14 protein-coding genes and 1 pseudogene are annotated in these 16,678 nt (G+C 69.0%); 6 read left to right on the top strand and 9 right to left on the bottom strand.

Going from position 1 to position 16,678, the window contains the following annotated elements:
* Together GA0070621_RS08140 and GA0070621_RS08145 are read left to right on the top strand one after the other, a co-directional pair.
* A complete protein-coding gene (locus GA0070621_RS08140; RefSeq protein ID WP_091192773.1) occupies window positions 1-1,080 on the top strand; it encodes a ParB/Srx family N-terminal domain-containing protein in 1,080 nt (359 codons plus the stop codon).
* 236 nt (window positions 1,081-1,316) lie between these two features.
* Window positions 1,317-1,985: a DUF305 domain-containing protein gene (locus GA0070621_RS08145; RefSeq protein ID WP_091192774.1), complete on the top strand. Its 669-nt coding sequence runs from the start codon at window positions 1,317-1,319 to the stop codon at window positions 1,983-1,985.
* An 80-nt stretch (window positions 1,986-2,065) separates the two neighbouring features.
* Here GA0070621_RS08145 and GA0070621_RS08150 read toward each other — a convergent pair whose 3' ends face one another.
* Window positions 2,066-3,784, bottom strand: a complete 1,719-nt coding sequence (locus GA0070621_RS08150; RefSeq protein ID WP_167666705.1) for an LVIVD repeat-containing protein — start codon at window positions 3,782-3,784, stop codon at window positions 2,066-2,068.
* 580 nt (window positions 3,785-4,364) lie between these two features.
* Between GA0070621_RS08150 and GA0070621_RS08155 the strand changes: the two genes are divergently transcribed.
* Window positions 4,365-7,172, top strand: a complete 2,808-nt coding sequence (locus tag GA0070621_RS08155) for a M36 family metallopeptidase (protein ID WP_167666706.1) — start codon at window positions 4,365-4,367, stop codon at window positions 7,170-7,172.
* Window positions 7,173-7,309: 137 nt separating this feature from the next.
* Here the strand turns inward: GA0070621_RS08155 and GA0070621_RS08160 are convergent, their stop codons facing one another.
* Entirely contained in the window at window positions 7,310-7,642 is a 333-nt protein-coding gene (locus tag GA0070621_RS08160) for a hypothetical protein (RefSeq protein ID WP_091192778.1), read from the bottom strand.
* Window positions 7,643-7,915: 273 nt separating this feature from the next.
* Here GA0070621_RS08160 and GA0070621_RS08165 point away from each other — a divergent pair.
* Window positions 7,916-8,062, top strand: a pseudogene (locus tag GA0070621_RS08165) (IS607 family transposase); the annotation flags it as partial.
* A 114-nt stretch (window positions 8,063-8,176) separates the two neighbouring features.
* On the opposite strand, the gene GA0070621_RS08170 reads toward GA0070621_RS08165, so the two are convergent.
* Window positions 8,177-8,506, bottom strand: a complete 330-nt coding sequence (locus GA0070621_RS08170) for a hypothetical protein (RefSeq protein ID WP_231920993.1) — start codon at window positions 8,504-8,506, stop codon at window positions 8,177-8,179.
* Between the two features lie 187 nt (window positions 8,507-8,693).
* On the opposite strand from GA0070621_RS08170, the gene GA0070621_RS08175 reads away from it, so the two are divergent.
* Window positions 8,694-9,239, top strand: a complete 546-nt coding sequence (locus GA0070621_RS08175; protein WP_091192779.1) for a dihydrofolate reductase family protein — start codon at window positions 8,694-8,696, stop codon at window positions 9,237-9,239.
* A gap of 233 nt (window positions 9,240-9,472) precedes the next feature.
* On the opposite strand, the gene GA0070621_RS08180 is transcribed toward GA0070621_RS08175, so the two are convergent.
* The 6 genes from GA0070621_RS08180 to GA0070621_RS08205 all read right to left on the bottom strand — a co-directional run bounded on the left by GA0070621_RS08180 (window position 9,473) and on the right by GA0070621_RS08205 (window position 16,083).
* Window positions 9,473-9,907 (bottom strand): MmcQ/YjbR family DNA-binding protein, encoded by a 435-nt coding sequence (locus GA0070621_RS08180; protein WP_091202180.1) that lies wholly within the window; start codon window positions 9,905-9,907, stop codon window positions 9,473-9,475.
* 49 nt (window positions 9,908-9,956) lie between these two features.
* Window positions 9,957-11,336: a ricin-type beta-trefoil lectin domain protein gene (locus GA0070621_RS08185; protein ID WP_091192781.1), complete on the bottom strand. Its 1,380-nt coding sequence runs from the start codon at window positions 11,334-11,336 to the stop codon at window positions 9,957-9,959.
* Between the two features lie 217 nt (window positions 11,337-11,553).
* Window positions 11,554-12,408: an ABC transporter permease gene (locus GA0070621_RS08190; RefSeq protein ID WP_091192782.1), complete on the bottom strand. Its 855-nt coding sequence runs from the start codon at window positions 12,406-12,408 to the stop codon at window positions 11,554-11,556.
* A complete protein-coding gene (locus GA0070621_RS08195) occupies window positions 12,368-13,243 on the bottom strand; it encodes an ABC transporter ATP-binding protein (RefSeq protein ID WP_167666707.1) in 876 nt (291 codons plus the stop codon). Before GA0070621_RS08195 ends, GA0070621_RS08190 begins: the two co-directional genes overlap by 41 nt.
* A gap of 38 nt (window positions 13,244-13,281) precedes the next feature.
* Window positions 13,282-13,683 carry an MmcQ/YjbR family DNA-binding protein gene (locus GA0070621_RS08200; RefSeq protein WP_091192786.1) on the bottom strand — a complete coding sequence of 134 codons (402 nt, stop codon included), beginning with the start codon at window positions 13,681-13,683 and terminating at the stop codon, window positions 13,282-13,284.
* Between the two features lie 111 nt (window positions 13,684-13,794).
* Window positions 13,795-16,083, bottom strand: a complete 2,289-nt coding sequence (locus GA0070621_RS08205; protein WP_091192788.1) for a hypothetical protein — start codon at window positions 16,081-16,083, stop codon at window positions 13,795-13,797.
* 214 nt (window positions 16,084-16,297) lie between these two features.
* Between GA0070621_RS08205 and GA0070621_RS08210 the strand changes: the two genes are divergently transcribed.
* The gene (locus GA0070621_RS08210) at window positions 16,298-16,675 is read left to right on the top strand and encodes a helix-turn-helix transcriptional regulator (protein WP_091192790.1); all 378 of its coding nucleotides are present in this window, start codon (window positions 16,298-16,300) and stop codon (window positions 16,673-16,675) included.
* The last annotated feature ends 3 nt before the right edge of the window (window positions 16,676-16,678 follow it).

The raw sequence follows: 16,678 nt of genomic DNA on the forward strand, positions 1-16,678 counted from the left end.
ATGCGCTTCAGATCTCCGTCCCGCCGTGCCTCGCTGGTGGGGGCGGCCCTCGCCGTCGTCGTCGGGGCCGGTGCCGCTGTCTCGGCGTCGGTCGCGCTCGCGGCGCCCGGCGCGCCGGGTACCCGACCGTCGTTCTGCGGCCACGACAACCGCCACACGCCGTTCGCCCGGTACCTGTGCGCCGAGTCCGGTGACCTGCTCGACGTGCGTATCGGCGACGTGCACCCGACCCAGCCGTCGCTCGGCTACGACGAGGTGTACTACAAGCTCGGCCGCTACACCCTCGGCAAGGACGCGATCAACAAGAGGTTCGACGACTGGTGCGAGGCCGACGGCCGGGTCGAGGCGGCGAGCGCGTCGCCGGACGCGCGGCTGGACGACCCGACCTCGTTCACCTGTGCCCTGCCGGCCGGCGCGGAGACGGCGGACAGCATCGCCGCCATGAAGACGGTCGTGATCGGTCCCGGTGGCGAGCCGTTCCTCACCGACGGGCACCACACGCTCACCTCCTTCATCGAGACCCCGGACGGCGGTGCCGACCTGCACGTCCGGCTGCGGGTGGTCGCCAATCTGAGCACCCTCACCCGCCAGGACTTCTGGGCCGAGATGCGGGCGCACAAGTGGGTGTACCTGCGTGACCCGCAGGGCAACCCGGTCACCGTGAACAAGCTGCCGACCAGCGTCGGGCTCGCCAACTTCACCGACGACAAGTACCGCAGCCTGCTCTACTTCGGTCGCGACATCGGCTACGCCCAGAACGGGCTGCCGTTCCAGGAGTTCTACTGGGGCAGTTGGGTCCGCGACAGCAAGCCGATCGACCTGGCCACCTGGAACCCGAACGACCAGGCCAGCTACCTGGCCACCGTCAGGGCGCTGACCGAGACGATGACCGTGCTGCCCTGGGACGCCGTCGTCGACAGCGGGTTCACCGCCGCGGAACTCGGCGCGCTGAAGCAGTGGAACGACGGCAAGGCCGCCAACAAGGGCGAGTTCGACAAGCTGAGCAAGCCGTACTCGGAGGCCAAGCCCGGCAAGATCGCCTACGCGGTGGAGTACAAGCGGGCGCACGGCCTGTCCTGACTCTCCCGGACGACCTGGTGGGCGCCGAACCAGTGGGTTCGGCGCCCGCCGCCGTCAGCGGCGGGTCCGAGCTGCACGGACTACGACCCACCGGCATTGGTCATTCGGGTGAGTCGGCCATCCGTCGGCTCGCGGATGATCAAGGCACGGCCGGTTGGAAGCCTGGTGACGGCGACGGACATGAGGCACTATGACTTCACTTCTGCGCAGCTCAAGCCCGGATAGGTACGTGAATAATGCCCCTGTCTCGTCGCATGACAATTTCGGCCGTCGTCGCCACCGTCGTCGTTGGCTCGGGGGTGGCTGTCGCCCTCTGGGCCGACAGCGACCCGCCGTACCGTCCGCCGAGTTCGCACGTGGTCCAGCCGGGTGCCCCCGGCCAACCGGGCAAATCCCTGTCCGGCGACGAGGTGTCCCAGGTCTCGCCGCCCGGGTTCACCGCGGCCGACACCCTGTTCATCGAAGGGATGATCCCGCACCACGCCCAGGCGCTGGAGATGACCGGGCTCCTGGCCGGCCGTACCACCAACCCGGACGTGACCCTGCTCGCGAAGCGGATCGACGTCTCGCAGCGTGACGAGATCACGCGGATGCAGCGGTGGCTCGACGAGCGCGGCGTGCCGAGCGCGGGGCCGCACACGGGCCACGCCGGACATGAGCTCATGCCGGGAATGCTCACCGACAAGCAGTTCGACCAGCTCAAGAAGGCGCACGGCGCGGAGTTCGACCGGCTGTTCCTGACCTTCATGATCGGCCACCACCAGGGAGCCCTGAAGATGGTGGAGGAGCTCTACGCGACGGGCGGCGGGCTTGAGCCGGCCAGCGACCAGTTCGCCCGTGAGGTCAACGCCGACCAGAGCATCGAGATTCAGCGGATGCAGGAGATGCTGGCCAAGATGAGCTGATCTCGGCCCGGTGCGGCAAAGGTGAAGGGCACCTCGACTCGATGGCTTCGAGTCGAGGTGCCCTTTCAGTCAGCGGCAGGTCAGAGCGAGTCCGCCAGGTCCAGCACCGCCGTCTTCAGCTGCTGGTGCTGCGGCGCACCCAGCTTGTTGGAGAGCGCCCGCAGCTGCGCGGCAGCGGCGGACCGCTTGCCGTCAGCCGCGAAGCCCTCGGCCCGCTCCAGGAACATGTCGACCTGGGACTTCACCGGGTGGCCGATGGCGTCGGCCCGCACCAGCTGGTCGTAGTACGCACGCGCGAGCGCGAAGCTCGGCGTCCAGGTGATCTTCGGCTGGCCCTGGGCGTTGAACTGGCTCAGCTGCACCTCCGACGCGGCCTTGATCTCCGCCGCCGACAGGTACTGACTGGGCGTCAGCTTGAACACGTCGAAACCGCGGGCGATCTCGTTGCCGTAGAGGTTGCCGTTGTACCAGTACGCCGACCAGAACCCACCGAGCACGAGCGAGTTCGGGTTGACCGGCCCGCGGTCGAAGAACGCGATCTCCTGCGGGTGGGCCGAGTCGGTGAAGTCGAACACCGAGATGCCGCCCTGGTACCAGGCCTGCATCATGATGTCGCGACCCGGCACCGGAATCAGCGAACCGTTGTGCGCGACGCAGTTCTCCTGCAGCGTCTGCGGAACCGGCAGCTTGTAGTAGCTGGCGAACTTCATCTTCCGGTCGACGATGTCGAAGATGGCGTTGGCGCCCCACTCCGGCTGGTCGGTGTCGCGGCAACGAGCACCGCTACCACCGCCCCACTCGTCGGTGAAGATCACCTTGGTGCCGTCGTTGTTGAACGTCGCCGAGTGCCAGTACGCGAAGTTCGGGTCGGACACCTCGTCGATCCGACGCGGGTTCGCCGGGTCCGAGATGTCGATCAGGATGCCGTTGCCCTGGCAGGCGCCGGCGGCCAGCCCGATCTCCGGGTACGCGGTGATGTCGTGGCAGGCGTTGGTGTTCGGCGTGGGCGACCAGGTCGACCCGGACGGGTGCCGGGGCGTCTGCGGCCCGTTCTGCAGACCGTCGATCCGGCCGGTGGCCGGGTCCGTGAACAGCCGCGGCTCGTTCACCACGGCGGCCTGCTGAGGCGCCGCCACCGGCACCTTGATGACCTCGATCCGCCACCGCGACGGGTTCTGACCGTCCGCGGCGTTGTTGTTGCAGCCCTCCATCGTCGTCGCCGGGCGCACCGAAGCGGTGCCCGAGACATAGATGTAGACGTTGTTCGCGTCCTTCGGGTCGGTCACCAGCGTGTGCGTGTGCGAACCACGGCAGAGCTGAACCGCCGCGACCTGCACCGGGTTGCGCACGTCGCTGATGTCGAAGACCCGGACGCCCTGGAACCGGGTGCCGACGTTCGGGTTCGTGCCGCAGTCGACCCGCCCGCGGGTCTCCTCGACCGACATGAAGAGCAGGTTGTTGTGGACCGAAAGGTCACCCTGCCCACCCGGGCACACGACGCTGGTGACCAGCTGCGGGTCGCTGGACTTGGAGACGTCGTAGATGTTGAACCCGTTGTAGTTGCCCGAGAACGCGTACTTGCCGCCGAAGGTGAAGTCCGAGTTGTAGAACCCACCGTTACCCGGGTTCGCCGGGTCGACGAAACCCGCCGGCTTGTCGCGGTGCGCGACGTGCTCCAGGTTGCTGATCGCCGACTGCGCGTCGAGCCAGCCGGCGCCGAGCCCGATCCGCGGATCGGGCTCCGCCGCCGAAGCCGTGCCGGGCAGTACGCCGACCATGAGGATTCCCGCGGCCAGCACGCCGAGGGCTCGGCGCCCTCTGTGTGGCCAAATTCCCAATCGATGTTTCATCTGCCGCCTTCCGATCGAAAGACCAGACGCGCCGTCCAGATGCTGGGAGAGGCGCGTCGTGTGAGTAAGGACCGTACCGGCCATCGGTCATTGGTCAAGAAGTCAGCGGGATATGCACGTATTTGCGTAAGTAAACTGAGCGGATGGCCGCGGCATGAGATGGTGCTGGTTCACCCCAAAGCTGTCGGTGCGGGAGATCCGTTTCATCGCCGTCGAGCCAGGTCAGCACGCTACAAAGCAGACCGGACCCGACCGGACCATCGCATGACACCACCCGGGGTCCTCGACGCCACCGACCGTTGTCGATCGGAGGCCGCGACAGGCGTAGGAGCCACTGCTCGAATATTCCGCCAACCGTCGGATGATCGGCCCGTAAACCGCACCGTAGCGTCGATGCAATTCACCTCGCTCGGGTCTGACTACTGAACGTAATCGCTGGGCGGGCGTCGCGGATCAGCGTGGCGGGCCGCTGCGGCGGTCGTGGATCGGCGCTTCGTGCTGTCCTGTCCAACCCCCGAAGGGAGCAGCGGTGCCCCCGTATCTGTCCCGTGGTCGACGCAACGCCGCGTTGCTGTTGTCCGCGACGCTGGTGGCGTCCATGACGTCATTGGCCACGAAACCTGCCTGGGCTGCTCCGGAGGAGGCTCCGGAGAACCCGATCTTTCTGACCGGCCCGAACGAGGGCGCGGCGAACGACATCGCGATGCGGTATCTGCGGGCGCACCCGGCCGACTTCGGCGTGCGTGCCGCCGACGTGTCCGAGCTGTCGGTGATGTCGAGCTACACCAGCCAGCACAACGGGGTGACGCATGTCAACCTGGTGCAGCGGCACAAGGACCTCGACGTCTTCGGCGCGGTCAGCACCGTGAACATCGCCCGTGACGGCAGTGTCATCCATGTTGGTGACGCCCTGGTCTCGGATCTGACGGAGAAGGCTTCCGGCAGCGCGTCGCTGGACGCGGTCGAGGCGGTGGAGGCGGCGGCCGAAGGTCTGGACCTGGCCGAGCCGAAGAACGCGAAGGTGATGAGCCGCAACGCCGGCGCGGCCAAGGCTACCGTCGTGTCGGATGCGGGGATCTCGGACGAGCCGATTCCGGCGAAGCTGGGTTGGCAGCAGACCGAGGACGGTCTGCGGCTGGCCTGGCAGCTGGTGATCGACGACTCCTCGGACGACCACCTGTGGAACGCCGCGGTCGACGCCGAGACCGGCGAGCTGCTCAACGCCGACGACTGGACCACCCACGAGAACGCCGAGGAGATCGCCAGCAACCTGGGCCGCAGCGCGACGTCGACGACGCCGACGCAGCTCAGCCCGGCGAACCCCGGCACCCGCAACCCCGTCCAGGACGGCTCGAGCTACCGCGTGTACAACGCGCCCAAGGAGAGCCCGAACGACGGGCCGCGGACCCTGGTGACCAACCCGGCGGACAGCAAGGCCTCGCCGAACGGGTGGCACGACACCGGCACGCCGGGTGGCAAATACACCACCACCCAGGGCAACAACGTCCACGCCTACCAGGACCAGGACAACAACAACGCTCCGGACTTCGGCAGCAGCCCGAACGGCGGGTCGAACCTCAGCTTCGACTTCCCGCTGGACCTGGCCGAGCACGCGCAGAACTACCGGGACGCGGCCACGGCCAACCTGTTCTACTGGAACAACGTCATCCACGACGTCTCCTACCTGTACGGCTTCGACGAGGTGTCCGGCAACTTCCAGGCCAACAAATTCGGCAAGGGCGTCGGCGGCGACTACGTCCGCGCCGAGGCTGCCGACGGCGGCGGCACCAACAACGCCAACTTCTCCACCCCGGCGTCCGGCGGCACCCCCCGGATGCAGATGTACCTGTGGCCGGGCACCCAGTTCGGCGACCCGAACCAGGTCGTCGTGGACGGCGTCGGCTCCTTCAACGCCTCCTGGTCGCGCTACTCGACGGCACCGACGGCGGCCGGCCTGGCTGGACAGTTCGTCTACGCCGGCACCGGCTGCACCGCGGCCGCGTACCCCGCCTCGCTGCCCTCGGGCAACTGGGTCAGCGTGGTCGACGGCGGCACCACCGCCTGCACCTACCTGCAGCGCACCCAGGTCGCCGAGTCCGTAGGCGCCAAGGCGCTGGTCATCGCGCACAACGCGTCGGGTGCCGCGCCGGTGCTCACCGGCGCCATGACGACCGCGCCGGTCACCATCCCGGCGGTCGCCGTGACCCAGGCCAACGGGGCCACCATCAAGGCGGCCATCGCCGCCGGCACCGTCACCGGTACGGTTCGCAAGAACCCGAACCACCCGGGCATCCGCGACGGCGACCTCGACGCCGGCGTGATCATCCACGAGTACACCCACGGCATCTCCACCCGGCTGACCGGTGGCCTGGGTGTCAACTGCCTGAGCGGCGATGAGCAGCAGGGCGAGGGCTGGAGCGACTACGTCGCGCTCACCATGCTGCTCGACCCCAAGTTCGACACCGCCGACGGGCAGCGCGGCATGGGCCCGTACGTGCTGTTCCAGGACGACCGCAGCGGCGGCGGCATCCGGCCGCGGCCGTACTCGCGGAACATGGAGATCCAGCCGTTCACCTACGACAGCATCAAGACCGGTGGCTGGCTGAACAACACGTCCCTGGCCGTCCCGCACGGCATCGGCCACGGCTGGGCCTCCGTGCTGTGGGACATGACCTGGAACCTGATCGACCGGCACGGGTTCAACCCGAACATCTACGACGGGTGGAACACCGGCGGTAACAACCTCGCGCTCCAACTGGTCATCGACGGGCTGAAGATGCAGGGTTGCGGCCCGGGCTTCGTGACCTCCCGTAACGCGATCATCGCCGCCGACGCGGCGCTGACCGGTGGCGAGAACGCCTGCATCATCTGGGGCTCGTTCGCCCGTCGTGGTCTCGGCTACAGCGCGGTGCAGGGCACCACGAACCGCAACGACAACACCGAGGCGTTCGACACCCACCCGTCGTGTCGGGGTGACTTCGTCGGTCGGTCCGCGCAGCCGGCGTTGAACACGGTCATCGCCGGTGACGCCGCGCCGATGAAGTTCAAGCTGGCCGCCAACCGGGGCCTGGACATCCTGGCCAGCAACTCGCCGTACTCGCGGCTGGTGGACTGCGACACGCTCAAGACCGTCAACCCGAGCGGGCCGGTCACTCCTCGGCCGACCCCGGTCGCGGCGAGCAACCCCGGCAACTCGAAGTTGTCGGTCAACGCCAACGGCCAGTACAACTACGTGTGGAAGACCGACCCGTCCTGGGTCGGTACCTGCCGGGAGTTCGTCCTGACTCTCGACAACGGGTTCCAGTACCGCACCTACTTCAAGCTAATCGCCGGCTGACAACCGGCACCGGCACCACCTGAGGCCGGAGGGAGCGTCCCATGGTCGGGACGCTCCCTCCGGTCCGTCCATGTCCGGTGGCCCGATCCGCGACGAAGGACCGTTCGTCAGGGATCTGTGCAGAGCGACCAGCCTGCTCACAGGGCGACTTGCCGGTGGGTCGCCATCCTGCTGACCGTGACGTTGGTGGCAAGAATTCCGACCACGGCTCCGAGGAGCACATGTCGCGGTCCCAGGTTCGAGCCGTCGAACGTCCAACTGGTTGGTTCATGGGCCAGGATGGGCAGGATCAGCGCCAGAAAAACCCCGCTGGCCGCGATCGATATCCGCACATCGAGCGCCGCGCCCACGAGAGCCGCCACCAGCCCGGCGGCCACGATGACCGGCAGGGTAAACCGGTCGACCCAGCCATTGAGCGGATAGGCGTCACGACAGCTACGGTCATTGCCGCGCCGACGAGCCAGGTCCATGGTCGCGCCACCCGTGATCGACGTGCTCGAAGCAGCGGCACCATCGTCAGGACGGCCAACAGGCACACCCACGTAGAAAGTTGCATGGCCAGGTAGAGACCCGCCCGGAGCCCCAACACCGCGTCGATCCCCGCCCATGGCTCCACCGCATGCCACAGGTCATTCGCCGCGGAGTACCAAATCTCCGCGCCGAAGGCGCCAATGGTTACGGCGAGTGCGAGGTGGTAGCGAGCCCATGCCGCGGCGGCCAACGCGAGAAGCAACAATTCGGGCGTGACCAGCCCGGCCGAGGTGGACGACGACCTCGTGCGGGACGTGACCGAGATCCTGACCTCGCTGTGCGCCCGCCTGTACGGCGGCGGTGCGGCGGCGGACCGGGCCCGACGTGCGGTGGAGGCGGCCACCGAAGGCCGAGACTGATCTCTTCGCAGGACTGTCAGGTGTTCCACGGGGTCTTGCCGCCGGCGCCGTTGTTGTTGGTGCCGGACAGGATGCGGGAGGCGCCGGTGACCTGGCCGGTGGAGTTGAACGAAATCATCGAGGCGCCACCGCCCGACGTGGCGCGCTGGTCTCGGCGTTGGATACGTAGATCCAGCCGGTGCCGTTCGGGATCACGGCGCCACCGTCCGGCGCGTTGTGCCAGACGTACGAGGTGCCGGGCACCACCTGGCCGGACCGGGCAATGATCTGGCTGGTGAAGCCGGCCGGCAGTTGGATGCCGTTGGCGTCGGCGGCCTGCAGCGGACCGTAGGGACTGGCGGCGTTCTGTGCCGGTGCCGCGTACGCTGTGGACCAGGCCGTGAATGGCAGCAACAAACCGCCCGCTCCGGCTACCGTTGCCCTCAGCAATGTGCGCCGATCCATGAACCCTCCTCGATATCGAGGTCGGGAGAACATAATGACGGTTTTCTATCTAGCGGCGAGGCGTGAGGTGAACGACACGCGGCGACCGCTTGGCGATCGGTAGACAGCGATCCGATAGTCAGGCACGTCGTGCCCGGAACGTGCAGCCTCGGTCGAAGGAAACCGACCACGAGCAGGAGGAGGCCCGATGCGGAAGCTGGTGCTCTACACGCTGTTGTCCGTGGACGGCGTCGCGGAAGATCCGGACCGGTACGTCTTCGCGTTCGATGAGGCGATGCACGCCAACCTCTGCCGTGTCATCGACACCCAGGACGCGGTGCTTCTCGGCCGACGGACCTACGACGAGTGGGCCGCCTACTGGCCAGCGGTGGAGGACCATCCTTTCGCCGACTTCATCAACGGAGTGCGCAAGTACGTCGTCACCTCGACACCTCCGGCGGTGTCGTGGGCCAACACCACCGTCGTGTCGGGCCCCATCCCGCAGTACGTACGCGACTTGAAGGAGCAGCCGGGAGGGGACATCGGCATCCACGGCAGTATTCGGCTCGCTCGTCTCCTGATCGCGTCGGACCTGGTGGATGAGCTACGGCTCGTCATCTCCCCGACGCTGTCGGGGAGCGGTCGCAAGTTGTTCGAGGACGACGACAAGCTGCGAAGGCTGACGCTGTCACGGGTCGAAGGAACATCCTCAGGTGCCCTGCTCGTCGACTACGGACTGCAGGCGAAGCAGTAGTAGGACACGACGGAGGGCCGGTCACTCCGGCCGTCTTGGCGGCGTGGGGATCGGTCGGACTTGGCGGATGATCGGTGGGCGTTGATCGAGCCGGTGCTGCTCGCGTGGCGGGCCGACCGAGCGGCACGGCACCTCGGCGAACGTCCTGGCAGGGTTAACCTCGCCGTCCGCTGCGAAGCCACCGTCACCATCGCCGTCATCAACCAGTGGCTCCGAGCCCCATGAAACACGGGCTAATCGCCGGCCGACCGGCCGGGCTCGTGCGGTGCGATCGGCAGGGCGACCTGGGCAACCAGTTTCCTGGGTGCCAACAGGCAGTAGCTCTCGGTGAGCAACTCGCCGACCTCGTCCCAGTCGGTCTCGTCGTCGACCGCCATGCCCAGGACGTCGGCACCCCAGCCGGGCGCGTAGAACGGATCCCCCTGGGCGACGAGGGCGTGCACCTCGTCCGCCGGCGCCCGGAACGTCAGGACACAGACCGGCTCGGCCGCCCGGGCCTGCGCCATCTGATGCTCGGGACCGACGGTGAGCAGGTGGGCGAAGGTCCGCTTGCGTACGCGCCAGCGGATGCCCACCCACGCCGGCTCCTCGTAGGTCTCCGGCAGCCCGAGGCAGATGGGCCGCAGCCGATCGAGAAACCCGGGCGGCACATCTCCGCGGTCGGTCACGACGAACACGCTAGCCCCGCCCTCCGACATTTCGCCGAGGGCGCCGGTGTCAGGAGCGGGTCCACCGCTGGTTCGCGGCGCCGTTGCAGTACCACAGTTCGACGGCGGTGCCGTTGGCGGTGCCCGCGCCGGTCACGTCGAGGCACAGCCCCGACTGCACGTTGGTGATGGTGCCGTCGCTGTTGATGTTCCACTGCTGGTTCCCGTTGCCACCGCAGTCCCAGGTCTCCACCCGGGTACCGGCGGAGACGCTGCCGCCGGGAACGTCGAGGCACAGCTTTCCGTACACCACCAGCGTCTTCGACGGGGTCAGCAGCCAGGACTGGTTTCCGCCGCCGTTGCAGTCCCAGATCTGCAACTTGGTGCCCCAGGTGGTCGACGAGCCGGGCACGTCGAGACACCGGTTGGAGCCGACCCCACGGATCACCGCGGCGGTGGAGCCGCCGAGGCCCCAGGCCCACTGCAGTCGGCTGACGCCGGAGGCGTTGTTGTTGGTGAGGGTCAGGTTGGTGCCGCTGCCGCCGAGCGTCGCCATGCTGTAGGAGTCCCCGGTGCGCAACCCCGGCCAGTAGACCGAGCCCATCCCGAGCAGGCGCAGCGTGTCGCTGTCGGCCTGGATGTAGGCGATGTAGGCGTTGCCGTTGATCGGGCCGTTGTAGTTCAGTCCCGTCGTCATCGGCGCACCCCACTCGTCCAGGACGGTGCGGGAGGCGCACGAGCCGATCCTGTTCCGCAGGTCGTTGGCCCAGTACCAGTAGCTGCTCTGGCTGCTGTTCCAGAACCCGTAGTGGTGCAGGGAGAGGTACGTTCCGGACAGTCGGCTGTCGGCGCACACGCTGGTGACGTCGTCGTTGTAGCCGGTGCCGCTGACGAAGATCCGGTTCTTCGGCACGGAGGGATACGTGCTGATCCAGTTCGCGGCCAGGTTCGCCCACGCGCTCTGGCTGTAGCCGAACGGCTCGTTCATCGGCTCGAAGTGCACCATGCTGTTGCCGCCGTACCTGTTGACGACGGTCTGCCACATGCTCCAGAAGGCGGTGGTGTCGTCGACCAGCCCGTCCTTGTGCGCCGTGCCCTCCCAGTAGCTGAGGATGACCTTGAAGCCCCGGTCGACGGCGGCGTCGATGGCGCCGGTGTACGACGACCAGAAGGACCCGTTCACGGTGTACGGATTGATCGGCAGTCGTACCGTGTTCGCGCCGAGGTTGCTCTGGAAGCCCCCGATGACCGCGGTCGCCTTGGCGTACGTGGTGGCGTAGCTGTCCGCCGTGGACAGCCCAGACGGCACGACCGGGTTGTCGGCGTAGTTGTCCCGGGGATCGGCCCAGTTGACACCCTTGAACTGGCTCGTGCCGGCGAGCGCGGGAGCGCCGGTCGCGCCCACCGCGGCGACGACCGCGGCGGCGAGCAGGGCGGCGAGGGTGCCCATCGTGACAAACCGTCGCGGCACCAGGCGGCCGCGTCGCCAAGAAACACGGGTACGCGACATGTACTGCTCCCTCGGGCGGGCACGTGGGTGGCTGCGCGCCACGGTCGGGGGGCGACGGGCAGCACCATCCGCGCGGAACCGGACAATTCAATAGATCGACGGAAGTCTAAGCCTCCGCGATCTCCGCGTCAAAGGAGCGGAACGGGTGGCGATGGCCTCAGAGCACGGCGCGAGGGTAGAGGCGGGCGGCGATGGCGACGAGGAGCACGAGCGCGCCGATCAGCACCGCGAAGTCGAGCGGCAGCCCGAGGGTGCTGCGCCCGCCGGCGAGCATCAGGGTGCGCAGGATGTCGACCTGGTAGGTGAGCGGGTTGGCGTGGGCGAGCCACCGCAGCGCGGGCGGCATGATCGCGACCGGGTAGATCGCGTTGGAGGCGAAGAAGAGCGGCATGGTGAGGACCTGACCTATGCCGAGGAACCGTTCCCGGGTACGCACCAGACAGGCGATGACGAGGGAGAAGGTGGCGAATACGGCGGCGCCGAGGACAAGTGTGAGCACCACGCCGGCCAGCGCGAGCGGGGCGAATCGAAGATGTACACCCAGCGCGGCGGCCGCCAGATAGACGATCACCGCCTGGGCGAGGGTGCGTACCCCGGCCGACAACGCCTTGCCGAGCACCAGCGCCGCCCGTGGCGCGGGGCTGACCAGGAACTTGTTCAGCACTCCCAGGTCGCGTTCCCAGATCACGGCGATGCCGTAGAAGATCGAGACGAACAGGGCGCTCTGGGCGAGGATCCCCGGCGCCAGGAAGTCGAGGTACGGCAGGCCGCCGGTCGGAATGGCGCGGGCGTGCGCGATCACCGTGCCGAACACGAGCAGCCACAGAAGCGGTTGGACCGCCCGGGTCAGCAGTTCGAGCGGGTCGTGACGCAGCTTGCGGATCTCCAGGTCGACGATGGCCGCGGTGTCCTCGACGAAGCGCAGCGGCCCGGGTCGCCAGAGTGGGCCGGCGGGGGGCGGCTGCCGCGGCTCAGCCGAGGCGCCGTGCGGTGCGTCTGCCTCTGGCGACATCTCTGAACCCACCCTTCGCTGCGCTGTCGGCGCCGCCGCTCATGGCGATGAAGACGTCGTCGAGGCTGGCGTCGGGGCCCACCTGTGCCTTCAGTTCGTCAGGGCTGCCGTGTGCGACCAGTCGCCCCTGGCTCATGATCGCCACCTGATCGCACAGCTGTTCCGCCTCCTCCATGTCGTGGGTGGTGATGAAGAGGGTGGTGTCCTCCCGCGCGGTGACCCCGCGCAGTTCCTCCCAGACGTCGCGGCGCGCTGCCGGGTCCAGGCCGATCGTCGGCTCGTCGAGGAACAGCACCGGAGGCCGGTGGAGCATCGACTGGACTATTTCGAGCCGGCGGACCATGCCGCCGGAGAAGTTGCGTACCAGTTCCCGTGCTGATCCCTCCAGCCCCACCGACGCGAGCGCTTCGTCGATGCGTGCCCGCCGCTGCGACCTCGGCAGGTGATAGAGCCGGGCGAACACCAGGAGGTTCTCCTCCGCGGTCAACGAGCCGTCGGCCGAGAGCAGTTGCGGTACGTAGCCGACCAGCCGGCGGACCCGTGCCGGTTGTGTACGGATGTCGCAGCCGGCGATCGTCGCCGTGCCGTCGCTCGGGGCGAGCAGCGTGATCAGCATTTTGATCATCGTGGTCTTGCCGGCGCCGTTGGGGCCGAGCAGGCCGAACGCCACGCCGCGCGGAACGACGAGATCGACGTGGTCCACGACGGTCGCTTGCCCGAACCGTCGGGTCAGGCCGCTGATGGCCACGACGTCCTCGGGCGCGGGCCGATCCGTCGGTGATCGCACCATCCGAGCATATGAAGCACCGCGCGCCGGGGTTCCGATTCCGGGCACTTCCCGGACCGGGATCTCCGGGTAGGACCCCGACGTGCTCAGTCCCGGATTCCGCTGCCGGGGGTGGACCCGGCGTCGAGCTGGGCGAGCAGCCGTGCGGGGGCGACCGCGCGGTACGCGTCCTCGCACAGCTCCGCCACCTCCGCCCAGTCGATGCCCCGGTCGAGCCGGACGCCGACCCAGCCGCGGTGCCCGACGTACGGCGGGCGGAAGAAGGTCCGCGAGTCCGTCGCCACCAGCTCCTGCTGTGCCCCCGGGGCAGCCGCGCACCAGAGGTGGGGGAACTCGTCGCGGTGGTGCCCGTCCGGCCACAGCTGGACGAAGGTCCTGCCGTTGACGAACCAGGTCGGGGTGCCGTGGCTCAGCCGCTCCGTCACCGTGGGGAACGCGGTGCAGATCTGTCGTACCTGATCGAGCGGGTGCTCCTTTTCCCCGGCCATGGCGTCTCCCGGCGGTCGAACGATGTGCCGCAGTCTACCGGCGTCGCCGCGGTGACGGCTCCGGCGACCAGGGCGCCGCCAGCGTCGGACCGGTGGCCGTCGGGCGGCGGATCAGAGCGGCGGCTCCGGTCCCGCCACGGGACTGTCCGTGCTGGCGTGGCCGGCCCGCTCGGCGAGGTAGCGCACGGCCTCCTGGTATTCGGGCTGCGTGTGGTACGGCCAGTGGCGCTCGACCGGGGGTGGCACGGTGTCGGCTGGGTCGATGGTCACCGCACGCGGGTCGCGGAGCCGGATGTCGACCGCGTCGGCCGCCGGGTTGCCGAGGGTCGGCTGCGCGCCCCGGTGGTGGCCGAAGAGGGGGCCGCCGATCGGATCGGTGTCGCGCCAGAGGTTGCGCCAGCGCCAGTCGAGCCGGTCACCCAGGTCGCGCAGCGCCTGATCGCCGAAGTAGGCCGGGTACAGCCGGGCGTAGACGCGGCGCAGGGGGCAGCCGTAGGTCAGCAGCGCGACGCTGGGCAGGGCGGCCGGAGGTAGTTGCAGGATGGTGGCCGTGGCCAGCACGGAGCCGTGGCTGTGTCCGGAGATGACCACCGGTCCCTGTGCGGCGAGCGCGGAGACCCGCCTGGCCAGTTCGGGCACCGCCCGGGCGGCGTAGCAGGGCGGCGCGAAGGGGTGCACGGTGCGGGGCCAGAAGGTGCCCAGGTCCCACACGATGGCCACGAGGCGTCGGGTCTCGCGCGACCGGTACGCGCGGTAGCCGAGGAGGATGAGGCCGACGACGAGCAGGCTGATGAACCAGATGCCGGCGTCGGTGACGTACGCGGCGAGCAGACCGATGCCGTCGTGCTGCCCGCTGAGTCGGCTCACCAACTCGGTGGGACCGATCCCGAGCAGGTCGAGCGCGACGGTGGCGAGTCCCAGGGCGGAGACCACGAAGAAGACGACCAGCATCGGGCCCAGTTCCTCGGTCACCTGGGATCTGGCGATGGTGGTCCGCACCAGGCGTAGCCGGGCCGCCGCGTGCGGAGGCACGTGCGGGAAGTCCCGCTCGACGATCCGCCTGGCCAGGATGCGTCGCCGGTAGCGGGTGAGCAGGACGGTGGCGGCGGCGGCCGCGGTGACGATCAGCAACGCGGTCAGCCCGGCCAGTGCCGCCCACCAGTACGCGACCGGTGGCTCCAGGGGGCCGTAGGCGGGCGGATTCGGCCGGAGCGGATCGGGGATGTAACCCCGGTCGAGATAGTCGGCGACGCGGAAGACGAGGGTGGCGGTGAAGGCCGCCGCGATGCTGACCGACATGGCCGCCACGACCGGCGTGCCGAGCCCGCGCAGCCACGGCCGGCTCTCGGCCGGGTCCGTCTTCTGGCGCGTGCGGGCGAGGGCTACCACGGCGATCGCCACGAGCAGGACGCCCTGCGTCGCGATCAGGCCGGCCGCGGCGCCCTCGTAGCCCGGCAGTTGCCCGACCACCGCCTCGTCGACGGAGCGGGTGGTCGTGGCGTAGGCCAGGCTCAGGCCGGTCACCGTGGCGACGATCGCCCACAGCGGGCGCAGGAGGCGCCGGGCCTGCGCCGGGCCGGTCGGCACGGGCAGGCAGAGCAGTACCGCGCAGAACATCACCAGCGCGGCGGCGGCGTCGAGCAGCAGGAGCCGGATGGTGTCGTGTCTGCCGGCGGAGAGGCCGGCCAGCAGGCTGACGTCGACCGTGCCGGCGCCGATCCCGACGTGGATCTGGCGCAGCCAGGACGTGATCCGCTCGTCGTCCCAGAAACCGGGCGTGGTGAGACTTTCCGTCAGTTCCGAGGGCTTCGGCTCCGGTGAGGTCGGGCCGAAGCCCTCGAACGCCCGCGCCGATCGCGCGCCGATCGTCCAGCACAGGCGCAGTGCGAGCAGCGGAATCAGCGACAGCAGGGCCAGGCGTGGCCCCACCGGCAGCGCGACGAGCCAGGACAGGTAGGGCCGGCCCTGACGGCACTGGGCGTACGGCACGCACTGCCAGCCGAGGAGGTTCACCGTGGCACCGATGATGGCGAGCATGAGGGCGGCGGTGAGGCTGGCGGCGAGCAGGCGGCACAGCGCGCCGAGCAGACCGAACCGGTCGGCCGACCTGGGGCGCAGCCAGATCGCGAGGTTGCCCAGCATGAACGGCAACAGCAGCAGCATGGACGCGGTGCGTACGGCGGCACCGGCGGTCAGGGAACCCCAGCGGTACGCCTCGACGGCGACTCCGGCGGCGGCGCCGCCGGCCGCGCCGGTTCCCGGCCGGGGCCGGTAGAACCCGGCGTGTCGATCCCCGGCGACGCGTACCACGATCGGGTGGTCGAGGATCTTGTCCGCCGACGCGCCCGACACCCCGTGCACCCGCAACTCGACGGCCTCGCCCCCAGGTGCTGTGCCCACGCGGTCAGGGTCACAGACCGGCGACGTCGCTCGCTGCTGAATCTGTTGATTCGTCCGCCGACGCTTCCGGGCCGGGTCGTCGTTCCTGGCCGGCGCGACGTGGCGGCACCGGATCGGACCAGAAACCTCAAACAGGAGAAACCGGCATATCTCTCCCCTGGCTGTGCTTAGCTTCACGGAGCAAACCGGTGCCGTACGGGGGGAGGGATCACGCATGCCGGGACGTGAGCTGCGGGGCCTGCTGCACCCGTTCCTCCTGCTGCTGATCTTCGAACGGCCCGGTCACGGGTACGACCTGATCGAGCGGCTTGAGACGATGGGCGTCTCCGACGTCGAGCCGGGTCACGTCTACCGGGTGCTCCGTGGCCTGGAGCGCGACCGGTCGGTGATCTCAGCCTGGGAAACGGACGGCGCCGGGCCGGCGCGCCGGTGCTACACGCTGACGGCCCAGGGTCACGACGACCTCCGCTCGTGGGTCACTCACCTGACGTACCTCAACCAGGTCGTCGACGCCTGCGTGCGGCGCTCGGCGGACGCCTTCGAGCGGGCGGCCGGCGTCGGGCGTCGCGATCCCTACGCCGTTCGAGGTTGACCG

The organism is Micromonospora narathiwatensis (assembly GCF_900089605.1).
Lineage (GTDB): Bacteria > Actinomycetota > Actinomycetes > Mycobacteriales > Micromonosporaceae > Micromonospora > Micromonospora narathiwatensis.

Bases quoted from the DNA above. Each gene is read 5' to 3' on its own strand.
- GA0070621_RS08140 (WP_091192773.1), top strand. From the start codon at position 1: ATGCGCTTCAGATCTCCGTCCCGCCGTGCCTCGCTGGTGGGGGCGGCC.
- GA0070621_RS08145 (WP_091192774.1), top strand. From the start codon at position 1,317: ATGCCCCTGTCTCGTCGCATGACAATTTCGGCCGTCGTCGCCACCGTC.
- GA0070621_RS08160 (WP_091192778.1), bottom strand. From the start codon at position 7,642: ATGGACCTGGCTCGTCGGCGCGGCAATGACCGTAGCTGTCGTGACGCC.
- GA0070621_RS08170 (WP_231920993.1), bottom strand. From the start codon at position 8,506: ATGGATCGGCGCACATTGCTGAGGGCAACGGTAGCCGGAGCGGGCGGT.
- GA0070621_RS08175 (WP_091192779.1), top strand. From the start codon at position 8,694: ATGCGGAAGCTGGTGCTCTACACGCTGTTGTCCGTGGACGGCGTCGCG.
- GA0070621_RS08185 (WP_091192781.1), bottom strand. From the start codon at position 11,336: ATGGGCACCCTCGCCGCCCTGCTCGCCGCCGCGGTCGTCGCCGCGGTG.
- GA0070621_RS08190 (WP_091192782.1), bottom strand. From the start codon at position 12,408: ATGTCGCCAGAGGCAGACGCACCGCACGGCGCCTCGGCTGAGCCGCGG.
- GA0070621_RS08200 (WP_091192786.1), bottom strand. From the start codon at position 13,683: ATGGCCGGGGAAAAGGAGCACCCGCTCGATCAGGTACGACAGATCTGC.
- GA0070621_RS08210 (WP_091192790.1), top strand. From the start codon at position 16,298: ATGCCGGGACGTGAGCTGCGGGGCCTGCTGCACCCGTTCCTCCTGCTG.